The 20,063-nt window shown below is 73.5% G+C and carries 22 protein-coding genes; 13 read left to right on the top strand and 9 right to left on the bottom strand.

The genetic code is table 11. The features are described 5' to 3' along the window. Positions 1-167: 167 nt before the first annotated feature. Positions 168-1,100 carry an HAD-IB family hydrolase gene (locus ABZ858_RS28790; RefSeq protein WP_361384754.1) on the bottom strand — a complete coding sequence of 311 codons (933 nt, stop codon included), beginning with the start codon at positions 1,098-1,100 and terminating at the stop codon, positions 168-170. Between the two features lie 148 nt (positions 1,101-1,248). On the opposite strand from ABZ858_RS28790, the gene ABZ858_RS28785 reads away from it, so the two are divergent. From ABZ858_RS28785 to ABZ858_RS28765, 5 genes are all read left to right on the top strand, one after another. Beyond that, entirely contained in the window at positions 1,249-1,524 is a 276-nt protein-coding gene (locus ABZ858_RS28785) for a glutaredoxin family protein (RefSeq protein ID WP_361384751.1), read from the top strand. Positions 1,525-1,853: 329 nt separating this feature from the next. Further along, complete coding sequence (locus ABZ858_RS28780) at positions 1,854-2,618, top strand: redox-sensing transcriptional repressor Rex (RefSeq protein ID WP_361384748.1); 765 nt, start codon at positions 1,854-1,856, stop codon at positions 2,616-2,618. Further along, positions 2,615-4,378: a glutamyl-tRNA reductase gene (locus ABZ858_RS28775; protein WP_361384745.1), complete on the top strand. Its 1,764-nt coding sequence runs from the start codon at positions 2,615-2,617 to the stop codon at positions 4,376-4,378. The genes ABZ858_RS28780 and ABZ858_RS28775 overlap by 4 nt, the downstream gene beginning before the upstream one ends. Beyond that, a complete protein-coding gene (gene hemC, locus ABZ858_RS28770; protein ID WP_361384742.1) occupies positions 4,375-5,370 on the top strand; it encodes a hydroxymethylbilane synthase in 996 nt (331 codons plus the stop codon). The genes ABZ858_RS28775 and hemC overlap by 4 nt, the downstream gene beginning before the upstream one ends. Continuing rightward, a complete protein-coding gene (locus ABZ858_RS28765; protein WP_361384739.1) occupies positions 5,367-7,073 on the top strand; it encodes a uroporphyrinogen-III synthase in 1,707 nt (568 codons plus the stop codon). Before hemC ends, ABZ858_RS28765 begins: the two co-directional genes overlap by 4 nt. A gap of 83 nt (positions 7,074-7,156) precedes the next feature. Here the strand turns inward: ABZ858_RS28765 and ABZ858_RS28760 are convergent, their stop codons facing one another. Next, positions 7,157-7,564 (bottom strand): VOC family protein, encoded by a 408-nt coding sequence (locus ABZ858_RS28760; protein WP_361384736.1) that lies wholly within the window; start codon positions 7,562-7,564, stop codon positions 7,157-7,159. Positions 7,565-7,647: 83 nt separating this feature from the next. Here ABZ858_RS28760 and ABZ858_RS28755 point away from each other — a divergent pair, with 83 nt between their 5' ends. Next, on the top strand, positions 7,648-8,634 hold the full coding sequence (locus ABZ858_RS28755; RefSeq protein WP_361384733.1) for a YafY family protein: 987 nt from the start codon (positions 7,648-7,650) through the stop codon (positions 8,632-8,634). Between the two features lie 7 nt (positions 8,635-8,641). On the opposite strand, the gene ABZ858_RS28750 is transcribed toward ABZ858_RS28755, so the two are convergent. Continuing rightward, positions 8,642-9,571 carry an ergot alkaloid biosynthesis protein gene (locus ABZ858_RS28750; protein WP_361384730.1) on the bottom strand — a complete coding sequence of 310 codons (930 nt, stop codon included), beginning with the start codon at positions 9,569-9,571 and terminating at the stop codon, positions 8,642-8,644. Positions 9,572-9,611: 40 nt separating this feature from the next. Beyond that, positions 9,612-10,070 (bottom strand): nuclear transport factor 2 family protein, encoded by a 459-nt coding sequence (locus ABZ858_RS28745; protein ID WP_361384727.1) that lies wholly within the window; start codon positions 10,068-10,070, stop codon positions 9,612-9,614. A gap of 106 nt (positions 10,071-10,176) precedes the next feature. Here ABZ858_RS28745 and ABZ858_RS28740 point away from each other — a divergent pair, with 106 nt between their 5' ends. Both ABZ858_RS28740 and hemB read left to right on the top strand, forming a co-directional pair. Continuing rightward, the gene (locus ABZ858_RS28740; protein WP_361384724.1) at positions 10,177-10,791 is read left to right on the top strand and encodes a TetR family transcriptional regulator; all 615 of its coding nucleotides are present in this window, start codon (positions 10,177-10,179) and stop codon (positions 10,789-10,791) included. Positions 10,792-10,869: 78 nt separating this feature from the next. Further along, positions 10,870-11,862 carry a porphobilinogen synthase gene (gene hemB / locus ABZ858_RS28735; RefSeq protein ID WP_361384720.1) on the top strand — a complete coding sequence of 331 codons (993 nt, stop codon included), beginning with the start codon at positions 10,870-10,872 and terminating at the stop codon, positions 11,860-11,862. Here the strand turns inward: hemB and ABZ858_RS28730 are convergent. Together ABZ858_RS28730 and ABZ858_RS28725 are read right to left on the bottom strand one after the other, a co-directional pair. Beyond that, positions 11,826-12,116 carry a hypothetical protein gene (locus ABZ858_RS28730; RefSeq protein ID WP_361384717.1) on the bottom strand — a complete coding sequence of 97 codons (291 nt, stop codon included), beginning with the start codon at positions 12,114-12,116 and terminating at the stop codon, positions 11,826-11,828. The two genes, hemB and ABZ858_RS28730, sit on opposite strands and share 37 nt — an antisense overlap. A gap of 183 nt (positions 12,117-12,299) precedes the next feature. Further along, the gene (locus tag ABZ858_RS28725; protein WP_361384714.1) at positions 12,300-13,004 is read right to left on the bottom strand and encodes a DUF4232 domain-containing protein; all 705 of its coding nucleotides are present in this window, start codon (positions 13,002-13,004) and stop codon (positions 12,300-12,302) included. Between the two features lie 290 nt (positions 13,005-13,294). On the opposite strand from ABZ858_RS28725, the gene ABZ858_RS28720 reads away from it, so the two are divergent. Both ABZ858_RS28720 and ABZ858_RS28715 read left to right on the top strand, forming a co-directional pair. Then, positions 13,295-14,578, top strand: a complete 1,284-nt coding sequence (locus tag ABZ858_RS28720) for a helix-turn-helix domain-containing protein (RefSeq protein WP_361384711.1) — start codon at positions 13,295-13,297, stop codon at positions 14,576-14,578. A 159-nt stretch (positions 14,579-14,737) separates the two neighbouring features. Then, entirely contained in the window at positions 14,738-15,640 is a 903-nt protein-coding gene (locus tag ABZ858_RS28715) for an SAM-dependent methyltransferase (protein WP_361384708.1), read from the top strand. Between the two features lie 12 nt (positions 15,641-15,652). On the opposite strand, the gene ABZ858_RS28710 is transcribed toward ABZ858_RS28715, so the two are convergent. From ABZ858_RS28710 to ABZ858_RS28700, 3 genes are read right to left on the bottom strand one after another with little or no spacing between them, the layout of a single operon-like run. Continuing rightward, positions 15,653-16,426: a DUF4253 domain-containing protein gene (locus ABZ858_RS28710; protein WP_361384705.1), complete on the bottom strand. Its 774-nt coding sequence runs from the start codon at positions 16,424-16,426 to the stop codon at positions 15,653-15,655. Positions 16,427-16,460: 34 nt separating this feature from the next. Further along, positions 16,461-16,700, bottom strand: a complete 240-nt coding sequence (locus ABZ858_RS28705; protein ID WP_361384703.1) for a DUF397 domain-containing protein — start codon at positions 16,698-16,700, stop codon at positions 16,461-16,463. Next, entirely contained in the window at positions 16,697-17,512 is an 816-nt protein-coding gene (locus ABZ858_RS28700; RefSeq protein ID WP_361384700.1) for a helix-turn-helix transcriptional regulator, read from the bottom strand. Before ABZ858_RS28700 ends, ABZ858_RS28705 begins: the two co-directional genes overlap by 4 nt. A gap of 133 nt (positions 17,513-17,645) precedes the next feature. On the opposite strand from ABZ858_RS28700, the gene tgmA reads away from it, so the two are divergent. The 3 genes from tgmA to tgmC are packed head-to-tail and all read left to right on the top strand — an operon-like array spanning position 17,646 to position 20,012. Further along, on the top strand, positions 17,646-17,918 hold the full coding sequence (gene tgmA / locus ABZ858_RS28695) for a putative ATP-grasp-modified RiPP (RefSeq protein WP_361384697.1): 273 nt from the start codon (positions 17,646-17,648) through the stop codon (positions 17,916-17,918). A gap of 11 nt (positions 17,919-17,929) precedes the next feature. Continuing rightward, positions 17,930-18,898, top strand: coding sequence for an ATP-grasp ribosomal peptide maturase (gene tgmB, locus ABZ858_RS28690; RefSeq protein ID WP_361384694.1), 969 nt, complete (start codon positions 17,930-17,932; stop codon positions 18,896-18,898). Further along, positions 18,891-20,012, top strand: a complete 1,122-nt coding sequence (gene tgmC, locus ABZ858_RS28685) for an ATP-grasp peptide maturase system methyltransferase (protein WP_361384691.1) — start codon at positions 18,891-18,893, stop codon at positions 20,010-20,012. The genes tgmB and tgmC overlap by 8 nt, the downstream gene beginning before the upstream one ends. The last annotated feature ends 51 nt before the right edge of the window (positions 20,013-20,063 follow it).

Genomic DNA, 20,063 nt, shown 5'->3' with positions numbered 1-20,063 from the left:
ATCGGAACGGCTCGGGTTCGCGGTAGCTCGGGGACGTCTTGTGGCGATGTACCGCCAACCCGCATGGCGGGCAAGGTCACTGGGTATGTTCGGTCGTCCGACCGGAATCCGGGTGTGCCGTGCGAGGGTGACCGAAGGTGCTCGGGTGCGGATCACCGGGCACCGCGTCAGCGGCGCCGCCGGTGCAGCGCGATGGCCGCCGCGGTGCCGCCGGCCACCGCGCCGACGCCGGCCGCCGCGGGGATGCCGACCCGCGCGGCCTTGCGGCCGGTGCGGTAGTCGCGCAGCCGCCAGTCCATCTCGCGGGCGTGCCGCCGGAGTTTGGCGTCGGGGTTGATGGCGTAGGGGTGGCCGACCAGCGACAGCATGGGGATGTCGTTGTGGGAGTCGCTGTAGGCGGCGCAGCGGGACAGGTCCAGGGCCTCCGCCGCCGCCAGCGCGCGTACCGCCTCGGCCTTGGCCGGCCCGTGCAGCGGTTCGCCCACCAGGCGGCCGGTGTAGACGCCGGCGACCGACTCGGCGACCGTGCCGAGCGCGCCGGTCAGGCCGAGGCGGCGGGCGATGACCTGGGCGATCTCCACCGGCGCCGCGGTGACCAGCCACACCTTCTGGCCGGCGTCGAGGTGGGCCTCGGCGAGCGCCCGGGTGCCCGGCCAGATCCGCTCGGCCATGTACTCGTCGTAGATCTCCTCGCCGATGGACTTCAGCTCGGCGACGCGGTGGCCCTTGACGATCGACAGGGCCGAGTCGCGGGCGTCCTGCATGTGCTCGGGGTCCTCGACGCCGGCCAGCCGGAACCACGCCTGCTGCCAGGCGAACCGGGCCAGGTCGCGGGTCTCGAAGAACTTGCGCTTGTACAGGCCGCGGCCGAAGTGGAACAGCGCGGCGCCCTGCATCACGGTGTTGTCCAGGTCGAAGAAGGCGGCGGCGCGGTCGTCGCCGGGGACCGGGAACTCCGGTTCCCGCTCGGCCGGCGGGGCGGTGTCCGCCTCGTCCGTCCGGGTGGACTTGCGCGCTGCCTCCGCCGAGGCCTCGCCTGCCAACACGCTCCGCGCCGTGGCGGAGCGCCTACGGGGGGTGAGCCATCCGAGAGCGGCCATGGCGTGAGCATAGCCAGTCTGTTCGGGCGTTCCGGAGCCGAGAGGTTCGCGGGCGGTGAACTCCGGGTGACCGTGCACTTGAGCCCGGCGATCAAGGGGCGCCGCAGCAGGGGCCAGGGCGGTGGCGGGCGGGGCGACAATGGCCGGTATGACCCCTCTCTTCCGCCGCGCGTCCGGCTCCGCCCGGGACCGGCTCGTCACCCTGGTCCGCAAGCCCGGCTGCCATCTGTGCGACGACGCGCAGCTCGTGGTCGAGAAGGTGTGCGCCGATCTCGGCGTCCGCTGGGAGCCGCGGGACATCACCGAGGACCCCGAGCTGCACGAGCGGTACTGGGAGCAGATCCCGGTGGTGCTGATCGACGGCGAGCAGCACACCTTCTGGCGGGTGAACGAGGAGCGGCTGCGCCGGGCGCTGGCCGGCTGACCGGCCGGACGGGAACCGGGCGGGAACCGGCCGCGAACTGACCGGTGGGTACAAAGTGGCCGGAAGTCGCTTAGGATCGACGGCGACTTGGTCTCGGGGGCGGGGATCGTAGAGGAGCGTGTGCGGTTTTGCCCCCAACAAGCAAGGAACGGCGGCGCGGGCGCGTCGGTTCCCCGACTTCACGCCGGGGGCGCGTGACCCCGGTCACGTTGGCCGGGCAAATCGGACACCATCTTTGTGCACGCGTTCACAAAGACATAGCCTGCTGTCGACGGGGCGGTCCGGGGACGTATGACCGCCCACAGCCCCGCTCTACCCGCAGGAGCACCGTGGCAACTGGCCGAACTCACCGACCGGCGACCCGTAGCCGAGGGATTCCCGAGGCCACCGTCGCCCGGCTTCCGCTGTACCTCCGCGCCCTGACCGGGCTGTCGGAGCGCTCGGTGCCCACCGTCTCCTCCGAGGAGCTGGCGGCCGCGGCGGGCGTCAACTCCGCCAAGCTGCGCAAGGACTTCTCCTACCTCGGTTCCTACGGGACCCGGGGCGTGGGCTACGACGTCGAGTATCTCGTGTACCAGATCTCCCGCGAACTGGGCCTCACCCAGGACTGGCCGGTCGTGATCGTCGGTATCGGCAACCTCGGCGCCGCGCTCGCCAACTACGGGGGCTTCGCCTCCCGCGGCTTCCGGGTCGCCGCCCTCATCGACGCCGACCCGGCGATGGCCGGCAAGCCGGTCGCCGGCATCCCGGTCCAGCACACCGACGAGCTGGAGCGGATCATCCAGGACGACGGTGTCTCGATCGGCGTGATCGCGACCCCGGCCGGCGCCGCGCAGCAGGTCTGCGACCGGCTGGTCGCCGCCGGCGTCACCTCCATCCTGAACTTCGCGCCGACCGTGCTGAACGTCCCCGAGGGCGTCGACGTGCGCAAGGTCGACCTCTCCATCGAGCTGCAGATCCTCGCCTTCCACGAGCAGCGCAAGGCCGGTGAGGAGGCCGCCGCCGAGGGCACGGCGCCCGCCGCCGCGGCCGTCCGCAAGCACTCCGCCGACCAGGGGCCCGACGGGGACGTCCCCGCCGTGATGCCGGCATGAGCCTCCTCGTCGTCGGACTGAGCCACCGCAGCGCCCCGGTCAGCGTCCTGGAGCGCGCCTCGCTGAACCCGGACGACCGGATCAAGCTGCTCCAGGACACCGTCGCCGCCGAACCGGCCGCCGAGGCCGCCGTCCTCGCCACCTGCAACCGGATCGAGCTGTACGCCGACGTGGACAAGTTCCACGCCGGTGTCGCCGAGCTGTCCACGCTGCTCGCCCGGCACAGCGGCGTCGGCCTGGACGAGCTGACCCCTTATCTCTACGTGCACTACGAGGACCGGGCCGTCCACCACCTGTTCTCGGTGGCCTGTGGCCTGGACTCGATGGTCGTCGGGGAGGGCCAGATCCTCGGCCAGATAAAGGACTCCCTGGCCCGCGCGCAGGAGCTGCACACCGCCGGGCGGCTGCTGAACGACCTGTTCCAGCAGGCCCTGCGGGTCGGCAAGCGCGCCCACTCGGAGACCGGCATCGACCGCGCCGGGCAGTCCCTGGTCACCTTCGGCCTGGAGCAGCTGTCCGTGGGCCGGCCCGTCACCGCATGGGCGCACGGCAAGAAGGCCCTGGTCATCGGTGCCGGCTCGATGTCGTCGCTGGCCGCGGCCACGCTGGCGCGGGCCGGGGTCGCCGAGATCGTGATCGCCAACCGGACCGCGGAGCGCGCCGAGCGCCTGGCGCGGATCCTGGCCGAGGGCGACGACACGAACGTGCCGGCCCGCGCGGTACCGATGGACGCGGTGCCGGCCGAGCTGGCACGTGCGGACGTCGCCGTCTCCTGCACGGGTGCGACGGGACTCGTCCTGACCGCCGCGGCGGTCGCCGCCGCGGTCGAGGGCCGCACCGGGACACCCGCCGCCGACCTCGCGGCACCCGCGGGCGACCGCCCGGCCGGGGACGCCGGGCAGCGCCGTACGGCCGCGAAGCCGGACGGGCGCGAGACGCCGCTGCCGCCGACCAGCGTCGGCGCCGAGGAGGGCTGCCCGCTCGACCTGGCCGCCGTGGAGCCCGGCTTCAACCTGCTGGGCGAGTCCGCGGTCGCCGGCCTGGACGCGGCCACCCTGGAGCAGCACAGCGCCTGGGTGGACGGCGGCACCTCCCTGCTGGAGCGGGGCCGCGAACACGACGCGCAGGCGGCGGCCGGCGCCGACGCCGAGCTGATCACCGCGCTGGCCGCGACCGTCGCCACCGTCGGCCGCATTCCCGAGCGCCGCAAGCCCGAGCCGGTCCCGGCCGCCCCGCGCCCCGAGCCCGCCCTGTCCGTCCTCGACCTGGCCATGCCGCGCGACGTCGACGCGGCCGTGCACCGGCTGGCCGGGGCACTCCTGGTGGACATCGAGTCGCTCGCCGAGGCCTCCGCCGACGCGCCGATGGCCGCCGACGTCGACCAGGTCCGCCGGATCGTCGCCGACGAGGTCGCGGCCTTCGGGGCGGCCCAGCGGGCGGCGCACATCACGCCCACCGTGGTCGCCCTGCGCACCATGGCCGCCGACGTCGTGACCAGCGAGATCGCCCGCCTGGAAGGGCGGTTGCCCGGCCTGGACGACAAGCACCGGGCGGAGATCACCCAGACCGTACGGCGGGTGGTGGACAAGCTGCTGCACGCGCCGACCGTCCGGGTCAAGCAGCTCGCGGCCGAACCCGGCGGCGCCGGGTACGCGGACGCGTTGCGCACCCTGTTCGACCTGGACCCCGAGACGGTGGCCTCCGTCTCCCGGGCCGGTGCGGACTCCGAGAAGAACGGCATGAACCGAGGGCCAGCATGACTGAGAAGGCACTGAGGCTGGGGACCAGGCGCAGCAAGCTCGCCCTGGCCCAGTCCGGGCAGGTGGCGGATGCCGTGAGCCAGGTGACCGGACGGCCCGTCGAGCTCGTCGAGATCACCACGTACGGCGACGTCTCCCGCGAGCATCTGGCGCAGATCGGCGGCACCGGCGTGTTCGTCGCCGCGCTGCGCGAGGCGCTGCTGCGGGGTGAGGTGGACTTCGCGGTTCATTCGCTCAAGGACCTGCCCACCACGCAGCCCGAGGACCTCGTCCTGGCCGCGATACCCGAGCGCGAGGACCCGCGGGACGTGGTCGTCGCCCGGGACGCGCTGAAGTTCACCGACCTGCCCCGCGGGGCGCGCATAGGCACCGGCGCGCCGCGCCGCATGGCCCAGCTCAACGCGTACGCCCGCGCCCACGGCCTGGACATCGAGACGGTCCCGATCCGGGGCAATGTCGACACGCGCATCGGATACGTCCGCGGCGGCGAGCTGGACGCGGTGGTGCTGGCCGCGGCCGGACTCCACCGGATCGGCCGCAGCGACGAGGTGACCGACTTCCTGTCGGTCGACACGGTTCTGCCCGCCCCCGGCCAGGGGGCCCTGGCGATCGAGTGCGCCGCGCACGACGCGGACCTGATCGCCGCGCTCGCCCGACTCGACGACCCGTTCACGCGGGCCGCCGTGACGGCCGAGCGGTCACTGCTCGCCGCCCTGGAGGCCGGTTGCAGCGCCCCTGTGGGCGCCTTGGCCGACCTTTCCCCGCTCTCGGCTCCGCTGGAGCGGGGGGGCCGCCAGGCCGACGCGCAGACTGTCAAGGAAATGCGCCTGCGGGGCGTCGTCGGCACCACCGACGGCACCGCACTGGTGCAGCTGTCCACCACCGGTCCCGTGCCCCGGACGCACGATGCGGCGATGGCTCTCGGTCGCGAACTCGCCACCGAGATGCTCGCCCAGGGCGCGGCCGGTCTTATGGGGGAGCGAGCACATTGAGCCCCACCACCCTTCCCGCCGGTCCGGAACACGGGCACGTCACCTTCCTCGGTGCCGGACCCGGAGATCCGGGACTGCTCACACTGCGCGCCGTGGAGGCGCTGGCGAACGCGGACGTCCTCGTCGCCGAGCACGAGGTGCTCGACGTCGTACGCACGCACGCCCGACAGGGCGTCGCCGTCGTGCCCACGGACCCCGACCCCGCGTCGGACCCGGTCCCGGGCACAGGCGCGCCTCAGCTCACGGTTGTTGACGGTACGTCAGCACCCGTCGGGGCCCCCGCGGTGCGGGATGCCGCACATCTTGTCATGGAGGCCGCGCGGGGCGGCAGGCGGGTCGTCCGTGCGGTGACCGGGGACCCCGGCCTGGACACGGACGCCGCCGCGGAGATGCTCGCCTGCGCCGCGGCCGGGGTCCCCTTCGAGGTGGTCCCCGGTGTCGCGAGCGCCGTCGGCGTGCCCGCGTACGCCGGTGTGCCGCTGCGCGACGCCGAGGGCACCGACGTGCGCTTCGTCGACGCCCGGACGGCCTCCGACCGCTGCTGGACGGAGGTCGGCGCCTCGGACGGCACGGTCGTGGTGTCCACCACGCTGGACTCGGTCGCCGCGGCGGCCGGTGAGCTGGTGTCCGCGGGCCGCAAGCCGGACACCCCGATGACGGTGACCATCGCCGGCACCACCACCCGCCAGCGGACCTGGACGGCCACGCTCGGGACGGTCGCGCAGACCCTCAAACAGGCCAAGGTGCTGCCGTCCCCGGACGGCGGCCGGCCGGTGATAGCGGTGGTCGGCGAGCGCAGCGCCGCCGCGCAGCGCGACCAGCTGTCCTGGTTCGAGTCCAAGCCGCTGTTCGGCTGGAAGGTCCTGGTGCCGCGCACCAAGGAGCAGGCCGTCTCGCTCTCCGACCAGCTCCGTTCCTATGGCGCGGTGCCGCACGAGGTGCCCACCATCGCCGTGGAGCCGCCGCGCACCCCGCAGCAGATGGAGCGCGCGGTCAAGGGCCTGGTGACCGGCCGCTACGAGTGGATCGCGTTCACCTCGGTCAACGCGGTGAAGGCGGTCCGCGAGAAGTTCGAGGAGTACGGCCTCGACGCCCGTGCCTTCGCGGGCATCAAGGTCGCCGCGGTGGGCGAGCAGACCGCCAAGGCGCTGATCGCCTTCGGCGTGAAGCCGGACCTCGTGCCCAGCGGGGAGCAGTCGGCGGCGGGCCTGCTGGAGGACTGGCCGCCCTACGACCCGGTCTTCGACCCGATCGACCGTGTCTTCCTGCCGCGCGCCGACATCGCCACGGAGACCCTGGTCGCCGGGCTGATCGAGCTGGGCTGGGAGGTCGACGACGTGACCGCGTACCGCACGGTCCGCGCCTCGCCGCCGCCGGCCGAGACCCGGGAGGCGATCAAGGGCGGCGGTTTCGACGCGGTGCTGTTCACGTCGTCCTCGACGGTCCGCAATCTGGTCGGCATCGCGGGCAAGCCGCACAACGTGACGGTGATCGCCTGCATCGGCCCGGCCACCGCGAAGACCGCGGAGGAGCACGGACTGCGGGTGGACGTGATGGCTCCCGAGCCGTCGGTCCTCAAGCTGGCCGAGGCCCTGGCCGACTTCGGGCTGCGCCGGCGCGCGGCGGCCCTGGAGGCCGGTGACCCGGTCACCCGGCCGAGCGAGCGGCGGCCCGGGGCGCGCAGGCGCCGGTCCACGACCTGACGGTCCGCGGCACGCGGTACGTGTACGACGGTGGGGCGCCCCCAGTCTGGGGGCGCCCCACCGTCGTGTCCGGGTACGGACGCTCAGACCAGCGTCGTGATGCAGAACGGGTGCCCGGCCGGGTCCAGCAGGACTCGCCAGCGGTCCGGCGAGGGCTGGTGGGCGGGCTTGGTCGCGCCCGCGGTGAGCAGATGGGCCTCGGCGGCGTCCAGGTCATCGACGCCGAGTTCGAGGTGGGCCTGCTTCTCCTGGGCGGGGTCGGGCCAGGTGGGGCGGCGGTAGTCGGCGAGGCGGTTGAAGCCGAGGCCGGGGGAGCCCTCGCGGGCGAGGAAGACGAAGTCGTCGGAGGAGAAGGCGACGGCCAGGCCGAGCAGGTCGCCGTAGAAGCGGGCCAGTTCGACGGGGTCCGCGCAGTCGAAGGTGACGGCCGCGTAGCGGAACGCGGGCGGGGCGGGGGTGCCGGCGGGGTTCGCCGAGGTGCCTGTGGTCATGGGGAGACGGTAGGACGGGACCAGGACAGTTCCGGTCCTGGTCGGGCGCGGGCCGCGGACCACGGCTGTGGAACACTTCCGGTGTGATCAGTGCCTCCGCCCGGCTGCTGCGGCTGGTCTCCGTGCTGGCCGCCCGGCCGTCATGGACCTGTGCCGAGCTGGCCGAGCGGCTGGGGGTCACCGACCGGACCGTGCGGCGGGACGTGGCGCGGCTGCGGGAGATCGGGTACGCCGTCGAGTCCGAGCCGGGTCCGTGGGGCGGTTACCGGCTGCGGGCCGGGTCGCGGGTGCCGCCGCTGATCCTGGACGACGAGGAGGCACTGGCCGTGGCGGTCGGGCTGCGCGAGGCGGCGCTGAGCGGGGCGCTCGGCGGCGACCAGGCCGCGCTGTCGGCGCTGCTGAAGCTGCGCCAGGTGCTGCCGGGGCGGATCGCGCGGCGGCTGGAGGAGATGGACGCCGCGTTCGTGCACACGCCCCGCACCAGCGAGCCGCAGATCACCTCCGGGCTGCTGCTTGAGCTGGCCGCCGCGTGCCGCCGGGGCGAGCGGGCCCGCCTGGCGTACCGGGACGGCAAGGGGCGGGCCACCGTCCGGGACGTCGACCCCTACCGGCTCGTGCACACCGGGCGGCGCTGGTACTTCGTCGCCCGGGACGTGGCCCGCGACCAGTGGCGTACGTTCCGCGCGGACCGGGTGGAACGCGTCCAGCCGACCGGGCAGCCGGTGCGGGAGCAGGCCGACCCGCCCGATCCGGCCCAGCTCGTCGCCCGCGCCACCGCCAACGGCCCCTACCCGCTGACCGCGACGGTCCGCCTCCCGCTCCCCGTCGGCCGGGCGCTGCGGGTGATTCCGGCGAGCGTCGGCACGCACCGCCCGGACGGTCCCGGCGCCACGGTCGTGGACATCGGCGGACCGGACGCGGACGGGCTCGCCGGGTACCTGCTCGGACTGGCCGTGCCGCTGCGGGTGCTGGGGCCGGAATCGGTGCGCGAGGCGCTGGTGCGGCGCGCGCGGGAACTGCTCGCGGACAACTCGGGCGAGGTGGGCGGGGTGGGTGACCCGGGTGGCTGAGCGGTGGTCAGGCGCGCTCCCGCAGGACGACCTCGCGCAGGGTGTGCGGCGGGCGGCCGGTGAGGCGGGCGACGGTGTCGGTGGTGCGGTCCTCCGCGCCCCGCGCGATGGCCTCGTCCAGGCCGGCCAGGATCGCGGCGAACCCGGCGGGAAGGCCCGCCGCCCGGATCAGGTGGTCGCGCATCCGGCCGGGTGTCAGGCGGTGGTGGGCGACCGGACGGCCGGTGGCCTCGGCGCAGACGGCGGCCACGTCGTCGTAGGACAGGGCCTGCGGGCCGGTCAGGACCAGATCCGTGCACGGGGCCTCGGGAGCGGTCAGGGCGCGGGCGGCCACGGCGGCGATGTCCTCGGCGTCCACGAAGCCGACCCGGCCGTCCCCGGTGGCCGAGCGGATGACGCCCTCCTCGCGGATGCTCCGCGCGTGCGGGTGGTCGCCGGTGAAGTTCTGCATGAACCATGACGGCCGCAGCACCGCCCACTGGCCGAAGAGGTCCGGCAGGGCCCGGTGGACCTCGCCCACCGCCGGGCCGCCCGCCCCGATCGCGGAGGAGCTGAGCAGTACCGCGCGGCGCACGCCCCGCGCGCGGGCCAGCTCCAGGAAGGGCAGCATGACGGCGGCCGGGTCCGGGTCGCCCACCGGCGGGACGAGGTAGAGGCGGTCGGTGCCGGTCAGGGCGGGGGCGTGGCCGGAGGGGTCGTACCAGTCGAAGCGGACGCCCGGCGCGCCCGCCACGGGCGCGGCGCGCCGCCCGGCCGCCCGCGCGCGGTGGCCTCCGGCGAGCAGCCGGACGGTGGTGCGGCTGCCGGTGGTGCCGGTGGCCCCGATGACGAGGGTGGTGCCGGAGTCCGTGGGGGTGCTGCCGCAGCCGACGGGGGTGGCGTCGGCGTGTGCGGTGGTGCTGCCGGAGTTCGTGGCGGGGGTGCCCGGGTCCGTCATCGGGTGCTCCCGGAGTTCGTGGCGGTGGTGCCCGGGTCCGTCATCGGGTGCTCCCGGTGAAGTCGGCCGCCGGGTCCGTCAGGGCCAGCGGGTTCCAGTAGTCGCGGTAGCCGGTGATGAGGCCGTCCCGGACGGTCACCACGGCGACGTAACGCATGTCGAAGGGGCCGCCGGTCGCCACCAGGCGGCCCACGCCGCGCAGTTCGGCCACGATCGTGCCGGGGTCGGTGGTCTCATGGACGGTCAGTTCGGGGAAGTCGCGCAGGTCGATGTGGTCGGGGTAGGGCCGCATGTACGCCGCCACGGCCGCCCGGCCCGCCAGGCGGCGGGGCCGGCCCTCGGGGGCGAAGGGGAACTCCATCACGCCGTCCTCGGCCCACAGGGCGACCCAGGCGTCGATGTCCTTGTCCAGCAGCAGCCGCAGTCCGTGGCGGAACAGCTCCTGGGGAGAAGTGGGGGTGGCAGGGATGGCGGGGGTGGCGGGGATGGTCTCGGGCATGGGGGTGCTCCGTCCCGTACGATAACGATGCGGACCGGCGGTCCGTTTCATGGCCACGAAGATACGGACCCCGGGTCCGTTTCGCAAACACGGGAGTCGCCTCCGCATGACCGAGCGCAAGCCGCGCAAGGACGCCGCCCGCAACCGCGCCTGCCTGCTCGCCGCCGCCGAGGACCTCTTCGTGCGCCGGGCCGGTGCGCAGGACGTCACCATGGCCGAGGTCGCGGCGGCGGCCGGGGTCGGCAAGGGCACGCTGTTCCGCGCCTTCGGGGACCGCACCGGCCTGATCCGCGAGCTGTACGCCGCCCGCCTGGAACCGCTGGAGCGGGCCGTGGCCGAGGGGCCGCCGCCGCTCGGCCCCGCCGCCCCGCCGCGCGAGCGGGTCCCCGCCCTGCTGGACGCGCTGCTCTGCTTCAAGCTGGACCACCGCCACCTGGCGCCGGCCCTGGAGGCGGCGGGGGACAGCGGCAGCCCGTACGACGCCGGGTACTACGACCGGTGGCACGCCCTGCTGCGCGACGCGCTGACCGGTCTCCCCGGCTTCGGCGACGGCGCGTTCGCGGCGCACGCCCTGCTCGCCGCCGTCCGGGCGGATCTGGTCGAGCACCTGGCCGGGGCGCGGGGTGTGGAACGGGAGGAGCTGCGCGCGCGGCTGGCGGAGTTCATCGACCGGGTGCTGGGGGCCTCACCGGCGGCCGGGGGCGGACCGGGAGAGGGCTGAGAAAGGAGCGGGGCGGAGGCGGCCGGCTCGACACCGCGTCGGCAAGAGGGTGTGCCGGGCGGGCGTAGCGTAGAAGCCATGACGATGTACGGAGCCTTCCCCGGTACGCGACCTCGTCGGCTGCGCACCACCCCGGCGATGCGGCGCATGGTCGCCGAGACCCGGCTGCACCCCGCGGACCTGATCCTGCCCGCGTTCGTGCGCGAGGGCGTCGGGGAGCCGGTGCCGATCGCGGCGATGCCCGGGGTCGTGCAGCACACGCGGGACAGCCTGAAGAAGGCCGCCGCGGAGGCCGTCGAGGCCGGGATCTCCGGGATCATGCTGTTCGGCGTGCCCGAGGAGGCCAAGAAGGACGCCCTGGGCACCGCCGGGACCGACCCGGACGGCATCCTCCAGGTCGCGCTGCGCGAGGTGCGCGCCGAGGTCGGCGACGAACTGCTCGTCATGTCCGACCTGTGCCTGGACGAGTTCACCGACCACGGCCACTGCGGGGTGCTGGACGCCGAGGGCCGCGTCGACAACGACGCCACGCTGGAGCGGTACGCCGAGATGGCGCAGGTCCAGGCCGACGCGGGCGCCCACATCGTGGGGCCGAGCGGGATGATGGACGGCCAGATCGGCGTCATCCGCGACGCGCTGGACCAGATCGGCCGGGAGGACGTGGCGATCCTCGCGTACACCGCGAAGTACTCGTCCGCCTTCTACGGGCCGTTCCGCGAGGCGGTGGGCTCCTCGCTCACGGGCGACCGCAAGACCTACCAGCAGGACCCCGGCAACCTGCGCGAGTCGCTGCGCGAGCTGGCCCTCGACCTGGAGGAGGGCGCCGACATGGTGATGGTCAAGCCGGCCGGTCCCTACCTCGACGTCCTCGCCAAGGTCGCCGACGCCGTGGACGTGCCGGTCGCCGCCTACCAGATCTCCGGCGAGTACGCGATGGTCGAGGCCGCCGCCGAGAAGGGCTGGATCGACCGCGACCGGGCGATCCGGGAGACCCTGACCGGCATCAAGCGGGCCGGGGCGCGCAACATCCTCACCTACTGGGCCGTCGAGGTCGCGCAGAAGCTGCGCTGAGCGCCGCCGCCCTCGCCGCCGTTGCCGCCGTCCAGTGTCGCGCTGGGTGCCGGCCGCGGCGCGTGGGCGTGGACGGCGCACGGCGGTCCGAGCGACCGGGCCGTCGAGGACGGGCCCTCGTCGCGTACGCCCTCACCGTCGTTGCAGCCGGTGAGGGCGGCCGACGCGGTCAGCACGAGCACCGCCGCGGCGAGCAGCCGGACGCGGGCGCGGGCGCGGGTGGAGTGTGCGGACAGTGCGGGCAGTGCGGGCATCGAGATTTCCCCCTGGGACGAGCACGAGCGAGGTGCGGCGGCGCTGGACGGGCCGGGGTCCCCAGCTTGATCCGCTGGGGGACCCCTTGGCCACAGCAGCCCGCGAATGTGGGACGCCGGTCCGCCGAAAAGTGCTCTGACCTGCTGGAACGGCGTCCGTCCGGGATGCTTTCCGGGACGTTCTCAGAAGTCCACGACGTACTGCGTCGTGCTCTGCCAGTACGTCACGGTCAGGCTGTCGTCCACGTGGACGCCGGCGGCGGGCAGCTTCACCGTGGCGATCGAACCGTCCTCCAGGGGGACCGTCAGGGTGCGCACGGTGTGGCCGTGGTCGCCGTCGCCGGACAGCTTGACGCCTGCGTAGCCGGACTCGCCCGGCTCCAGGCTCACCAGCGCCTGCGGCTTGGTGTCCTCGGCCACCGGCGGCACCGACTGCGCCTCGCCGAAGCGGGCCGCCGGGTAGGGCTCCAGCATGCACCGCCGGGAGCCGGTGTTGGTGGCCCGCAGCAGCAGGTGGTTGATCGGGCGGGGCACCGAGACGGCGGTGATGCGCAGGTGCTTGGCGCTGCACTTGGTGAACTCGTCGGAGCCGTCGCCGCCGCCGCTGTGCGAACCGCCGGTGGCCGCCTTGCCCTTGCCCGAGGTGCCGCCGGTGTGGCTGCCGTTCCGGGCGCCGCCGCCCGAGCCCGAGGTCTGTGCGGAGGTGCCGCTGCCGCCCTGAGCGGAGGGCGCGTCGGAGGCGGACCGGCCGCTCTGCGCGGCGGCCACGGGAGTGGAGGCGGCGGCGCCGTTCGTGTCGTTCCCGCCGCCGCAGGCCGTGAGCGACAGGGCGGCGACGCAGAGCGCGGAGGCCGCGAGGAGACGGGTGCGGAGCGTGCGTGCGGACATGGGTTCCCCCTGAAGGTGGCGGTGGTGGGTGACGGAGCGTGCGTGCTGGGGCGTGAGTGATGGGGCGTGCGTGCTGGGGCGTGTGTGCTGGGTCGTGAGGACCGTGGGCGGTCGCTCGGCCCGGTGGCCCTGAGCGCCGTGTTCGGCTGATCCACAGCTTGTGCGACGATGCGTTCCAGTGGCCGGCACTGCCCGGAAACCCGGCATGCCGGAATGCTGAAATGGGCTCTGACCTGCGGGAACGGCACCCTCCTGGGATGCCCTCGTGGGACGTGGGAAGGGGAGGAACGGTGGCGGGAGGCGAGTTCGCCGAGCTGCTGGGGGAGCTGAAGGAACGGTCCGGGCTCAGTTACGGGGCGCTGGGCAAGCGCCTGCACATGAGCGCGTCGACCGTGCACCGGTACGTCAGCGGCGACGTCGTCCCCACCGACTACGCCCCCGTCGAGCGGCTGGCCCGCATCTGCCGGGCGACCCCCGGGGAACTGCTCGAACTGCACCGCCGCTGGGTCCGGGCGGACGCGCTGCGCGGGGTGCGGACGGAGACTCCGGCGCAGGCACCCGAGCCGAGACCGGAGCAGGAGCGGGAACCGGAAGCGCGTGCGGAGCCGGAACCGGAAGCGCGCACGAAGGCGCGTGCGGAGCACTCCGGGCAGGAGGAGCCGGCCGACGAGTCCGGTCCGCGGGCGCCGAAGCGGCGGGTCGCGCTGCTCGCCGGTGCCGGGGTGGTCGCGGTCGCGGCGGCCACCGCGCTCGTGGTGAGTCTGGTGCCCGGCCACCGGGACCGGACCGCCGACGAACGGGCCGCCGCCGCGACCGCCGCCGTGTCCGCCTCGCCCGGCGGGCCCCCGGGCGAGGCGGCCACCAGCGCCACGCCCGGGTCATCGTCCCCCTCCCGGACCGCCTCCCCCTCCACCGACCGCCCCTCCGCGTCGTCCCCGTCCGCGACCGGTACCGCGCACTCCGACGGCGCCTCGGACGCGCCCCCGCTCGCGGTCGCCACCACCCCGTACTACTGGGACCTGCCCTGCTACCAGAGCTTCCTGATCGACCGGAAGCCGCAGAACGTGCCGCCGCCGCCCACCCTCCAGGACGCGGTCGGCTGGACCTCGGCGATCGGCGCGGTCGCCGCCGACCACCAGATGGTGGTGCTCACCGTGCAGGGCACCGGCGCGCAGACCGTGGTGCTGCGGGGACTGCACGTGCGGGTCGTCAGCAGCGGCGCCAACCTGACCTGGAACAAGTACGCGATGGGCGACGGCTGCGGCGGCGGGGTGGACACCAAGTCGTTCGACGTCTCCCTGGACCTCGGCAATCCGCTGGCCCAGCCGGTCGGCGGGCAGCGGAACTTCCCGTACAAGGTGAGCGAGTCCGACCCGGAGGTCTTCTACGTCAACGGGCACACCAGCGGGCACGACGTGCGCTGGTACCTGGAGCTGGACTGGTCCAGCGGCGACCGGCACGGCACGGTGCGCGTCGACGACCACGGCAAGCCGTTCCGCACCAGCGGCTCCGGGCCGGCGTACTACGCCTCCCCGCTGAACGGGCACGGCTGGGAGCTGATGAACGACTCCTGACGCGTCCACCCGTGACGTCCGGCCGTCCGCCTGGCCGACCGCCCGACCGCCCGACCGTCCGCCCGCGCTGCCGCCCGCCGATTTCACCGGTCGGGGCCCGCGCGCGCCGGGCGCGGGCTAGATTGCGGTTGATCGTACGAGTGTTCAGGAGACCCTGCCATGCCCGGTGACGCCCTCCGCCAGGACCCCGACGAGCTGCGCCGGAGGATCGACTCCAGCAAGGCGCACCCGGCGCGGGTGTACGACGTGTTCCTCGGCGGCAAGGACCACTACCCGGCCGACCGCGCCGCGGCGGCGGCCGGACTCGCCGCCAACCCGCGCGGCTACCTCGACGTCCGCCACAACCGCGACTTCCTGCGCCGGGCGGTGACCGCCGTCGCCGTCCAGGACGGCATCCGGCAGTTCCTGGACATCGGCACCGGCCTGCCGACCTCCGAGAACGTGCACCAGATCGCCCAGCGGGCGCACTCCGCCTCGCGGGTGGTCTACGTCGACAACGACCCCGTCGTCCTCGCCCACGCCCGGGCGCTGCTGGTCAGCAGCCCCGAGGGACGCACCGACTACATCGACGCCGACCTGCGCGAACCGGCGCTCATCCTCGAACAGGCCGCCGAAACCCTCGACTTCGACCGGCCGATCGCCCTGTGCCTGGTCGCCGTCCTGCACTTCGTGCCCGACGAGGAGGCGTACCCGCTGGTGCGCGAGCTGGTCGGCGCGCTGCCGGCCGGCAGCCGGCTGATCCTCAGCCATCTGACCGACGACCTCAACCCGGCCAGTATCCGCGCCGTCCAGCGCACCTACACCGAGCGGGGCTTCACCTTCGTGCTGCGCTCCCACGCGGACGTCGAGCGGTTCTTCACCGGCAACGCCCTGACCCTGGCCGAGCCCTCGGTGGTCCCCGTGCATCACTGGCGGCCCGAGCACACCGCGCCGGTCCCGGACCGGCCCGAGGACTCCTACCTCGCCGGGCTCGACCCCATCGAGCAGATCCGGTACCGGGACATCGACGACGTGACCGACGCCGACATCAACATCTACGGCGGTCTCGGCGTCAAGGAGTGAGCCGCGGCCCGCTCACTCCCACCAGAAGTGCCAGGTCCGCTCGCCCACCAGCCCGCGCGCGCACTCCGCGAGATCGTCCGCGGCGTCCGGGCAGAAGGCCAGGTGCTCCGCCGCCACCGCCTCGGCCTCGGCGTACGTGCCGGGCGGCGCCGCCACGGACACGGTGAGGTGGTCGAAGCCGAGCGCCACCACCCGTATCCCGAAGCGGTCCTCCCAGGAGCGGAGGACCGCGCACAGTCGCGCCACGTCGTTGTCGTGGTTGAGCGGGCCGGACCAGCCGATCGCGGCGGGTATGTCCGCGCTGCGCCGGGCGGGCACCAGCGCGAGGTGCGGGTCCTTGAGCCAGGGCCGCCCCCCGGCCAGCGAGTCCGCCACCTCCGCGGCGCGGGTGTCCGGGGCGGCGGCCGGCGGCAGCCCGCCGGCGAGCCCCGGCCACGGGCCGTCCTCCTCGCCCGCGCAGTCCTCCCAGTACTCCGCCAGCACGTCCTCGGCGTCATGGTCGCCCGGGTACGTCGTCTCCCCGGGCATCAGCTCCCAGTCCTCCGGGCCGACCCGCTCACCGCCCAGCTCGATCAGCACCGGCAGCAGGCCCACCCGGGCGGCGGGCGTACCCAGCGCGGCCCAGTTCCCGGGCGCGACGGGCCGCCCGGCACACCACAGCAACGGTTCGCGCCACGGGCCGTCGTCCGTCGCGTCGATCAGGCTTCCGGGCGGAAGCCGCAGCCCGAGCGCACGCCCACTCGGATCGGCTGCCAGCTTGGGCAGCGGGTTGGGAAGAGTCGCCATGCCAGTGACTGTAGGCGCAGCCACTGACAATCGATCACTTGAGTGAGCCGGTGAAGGCGGTCCAACTCACCGGGGCGAGACGGAGGGTGGGCGCGTCACCGGTGTTCTTGGAGTCGCGGATGTGGATGGTGTGGGGGCAGGTGGCGACTTCGAGGCATGCGCCGCCCTGGTCACTGCTGTAGCTGGACTTCCTCCAGGCGTAAGCGACTTCGAGGCACTGAGCGCCCTCGTCATCGCTGTAGCTCGACTTGAACCACGCGAGTGTGGTGTTCATTGTTCTCCTAGCAGACTGTCGAGCAGGCCCCTCGACTTCTCGGGGGTCATGGCCTGTGAGCGCAGCATCGCATACTTGCGAGTGAGGATTGAGACCCATTCCGGGTCGGCGACCAACTGGCTGCCGTGGTGCGATCCCGAGTAGGCCAGATGCTGGTGATCGGGTGTCTCCATCAAGGTGAAGGAGCCCGCGGTACCGGCGTGGGTGGCGCGGTCCAACGGCAGGAACTGCAAGGAGATACCCGGCATTTCGGCGCACTTCCGCAGATGACGGAGCTGCTCGCGGTAGACCTTTTCACCCCCCAGGGGGAACCGTACCGCCGGCTCCCAGACCACGAAGCTGAGCGTCGGCGGGTCCTCACGATGGATGATCTCTTGCCGCTTGAGCCGTCCGGCGGTCATGACGGCGAGCTTGTCGTCACCGAACGCCGGGACTCGGCTACTGAAGACCGCGTACGCGTAGGACTCGGTCTGGAGGAGACCCGGCACGAGCAGAGTGTCGTACCAGGACAGCGACACCGCTTCGCGCTCGTGCACCATGTACTGCTCGGCGTGCATCGGGAACTGGTCGATGTCAGGAAGTTGTGCCACCCCTGCCGCCAGCATCCCCTTCGTGTCGAGGATTTTGTCCAACTTGGCCGCGAGGTCCGGCAACAGTGGCCGTCTGCCCTGCTCGATGGAGGCGATGGTCTCCACATCGACCTTCAGCAGATCCGCCAGCCGCTGCTGGGTGTACCCAGCAGCCTTACGCGCTGCCTGTAGCTGCGCGCCCAGCATCTTCATCGTCGAGAAGTTCTTCTTCTTGGCGCTCATGCCGGACCAACTCCCCACCCCCCGCTCGGGGTGACCCTTGCCGACCCGTACGAAAACTTCGTACGGGTTCACCCACTGCCGCAGCCTAGTGACGCTGAGCGACAGTCGTCCCGTGATTCATCAAGGAGGCGACTTGCAAACGAACCTCGGAGACACGGAGACCACCGCACCCGCCCCGTGGGGGCTGCGCCGTATGGCTCCCTTGCGCAACGGTTCTCCCTCGCCGTGGCGGTACGTGGGCATCGACCCGGCCACGCAGACCGGCCGATGGGCCGGGGAGGACGGAGCGATGACGCCGGCCGAACTCGGCAAGCACGGTACGAGCGTGAACACCTACCCGCCCACACAGGTCGGCAAGGACGGCAAGGTGGACAGCGACTCCGGCCATGACGCGACACAGGACTAGGGGGTAGTGCCATGGACGGGCGCCCGGTGCTGGTCTGCACGGAGTCCGAGGACGCGACCGCTGATCTGGTCATCGCGGAACTGAACCGGCGCCGGGTGCCCGTCCTCCGGTTCGACCCGGGGCGCGACTTCCCGGCGCCCGTGGTGCTTGCCGCGCGCCTTGAAGTGGGCGGATGGAGTGGGCGGCTGACGGTCGGGGAACGTACGGCCGACCTGTCCGCCGTACGCGCCCTGTACCACCGTCGGCCGAGTCCCTACCCGCCCTACCCGACGGACGGCGGCGAGCAGGCGGCCCGGTTCGCCGCGCAGGAGAACCGGCGCGGCCTGGGCGGCGTGCTGGGCGCGCTGCCGGGGTGCCTGTATGTGAGCCACCCGCAGGCCATCGCGCGGGCGGAGTACAAGCCGGCGCAGTTGTCGGCGGCGCTCCGGGCCGGGTTCAGGGTCCCGGCCACCCTGATCACGAACGAGCCGATGGAGGCCAGGGCGTTCTGCGCCGCGCAGCCGGCCATCTACAAGCCGTTGCACGCGGCGGCGTACGAGGTGGAGGGCGAGCCCGCCGGTATCTGGGCCGCCCCGGTCGGGGCGGGCGAGGTCGACGGCGCGGTACGCCACAGTGCGCACCTGTTCCAGGCGCGGGTGCCCAAGGTGGCGGACGTGCGCGCGGTCGTCGTCGGCGAGCAGGTGTTCAGTGCCCGGATCACCGCGCCGCCCGGAGTCGTGGACTGGAGAGCCGCGTACCAGAGCCTCACCTATGAGCCGGTCGCCTGCCCGGCCGGGACGCGCGGGGCGCTGGTGCGGTTCCTCGCCGCCTTCGGACTGAACTTCGGCGCCTTCGACTTCGCCGTGACCGCCGACGGCGCATGGTGGTTTCTGGAGTGCAATCCCAACGGCCAATGGGCGTGGCTCGAAGACGCGGCCGGACTGCCGGTCACCACCGCGATCGCGGACCTGTTGGAGAACGGAGCGAGTCGGCATGAGTGACCCCCTGCCGTCGGAACACCTGCGGGCCGACCTCGCGCGGCGCCTGGCCGAGGCCGGTGCTCTGCGCAGCCCGGAGTGGGAGGCGGCCGTGCTGTCCGTGCCCCGCGAGGCGTTCCTGTCGCGCGGCTGGTTCGAGTACGAAGAGGGCGGCTGGTACCGGCCCGCGGCCGGAGACTCCGCGGAAGGGCTCGCGCGCGTCCACGAAGACGACACCCTCGTGACACAGGTGGCCGGAGGCGTCTTCCCCGATCAGGTCGAGGGGCGTATCGCCGCCGCGCCCTCGTCGTCGTCCACCCTGCCGAGTCTGGTCGTGCGCATGCTCGAAGAACTGCGGGCGACCGACGAAACGCGCGTTCTGGAGATCGGCACGGGCACGGGTTACTCCACGGCGCTGCTGTGCCATGTCGTCGGCGAGGACAACGTGACCACGGTCGAGGTCGACGCCGAGGTGTCCGCCCGCGCCGGGATCGCGCTCGCGGGCGCCGGGTACTGGCCTGGCCGCGTGGTCGGTGACGGACTGGCGGGCTACGAGAAGGGTGGCCCGTACGACCGGGTGATCGCCACGTGCGGTGTGCACACCGTGCCGGCTGACTGGCTCGCGCAGACCCGGCCCGGCGGTGACATCCTGGTCACGGTCGGCGGATGGATGCACGCATCCGAACTGGTACGGCTCACGGTCGCCGGTGACGGCACGGCCAGTGGCCCGGTGCTCGGCGGACAGGTCTCGTTCATGCTGGCCCGTCCCCATCTTCCGCCCCCGCTCGGCCTGTTGCCGAATCTCGGTGAGGGCGACGCGGTGCCCGCGGAGCTGGGCGCGGATGTGCTCGACGACTGGACAGGCCGGTTCGTCGCGCAGTTCGCCGCGCCGCGTGCCCAGCGGCTCCTGCTGGAACGGGACGGCCGGACGGAACACGTCGTGATCGACGTGGCCGCGGAGTCGTGGGCGGTCGCCTTCCAGGACGGCGGACGGTGGATGGTCCGGCAGGGCGGCGAGGCGCGTCTGTGGGACGAGATCACCGAGCGTGTCACGCGGTGGCAGGCGGCCGGGCGCCCGGCCGCCGACCGCATGCGGCTGCACGTCGGCCCCGAGGGACCTCGCCTCACCTGGACGTGACCGCGGGCCGGCAGCCTCCAGGCCGCCCGTACGAAAACTTCGTACGGGTTC

This window comes from Streptomyces sp. NPDC047017, assembly GCF_040644175.1.
In the GTDB taxonomy this organism is placed as follows: domain Bacteria; phylum Actinomycetota; class Actinomycetes; order Streptomycetales; family Streptomycetaceae; genus Streptomyces.
This window is presented reverse-complemented; position numbering and strand designations above follow the sequence as displayed.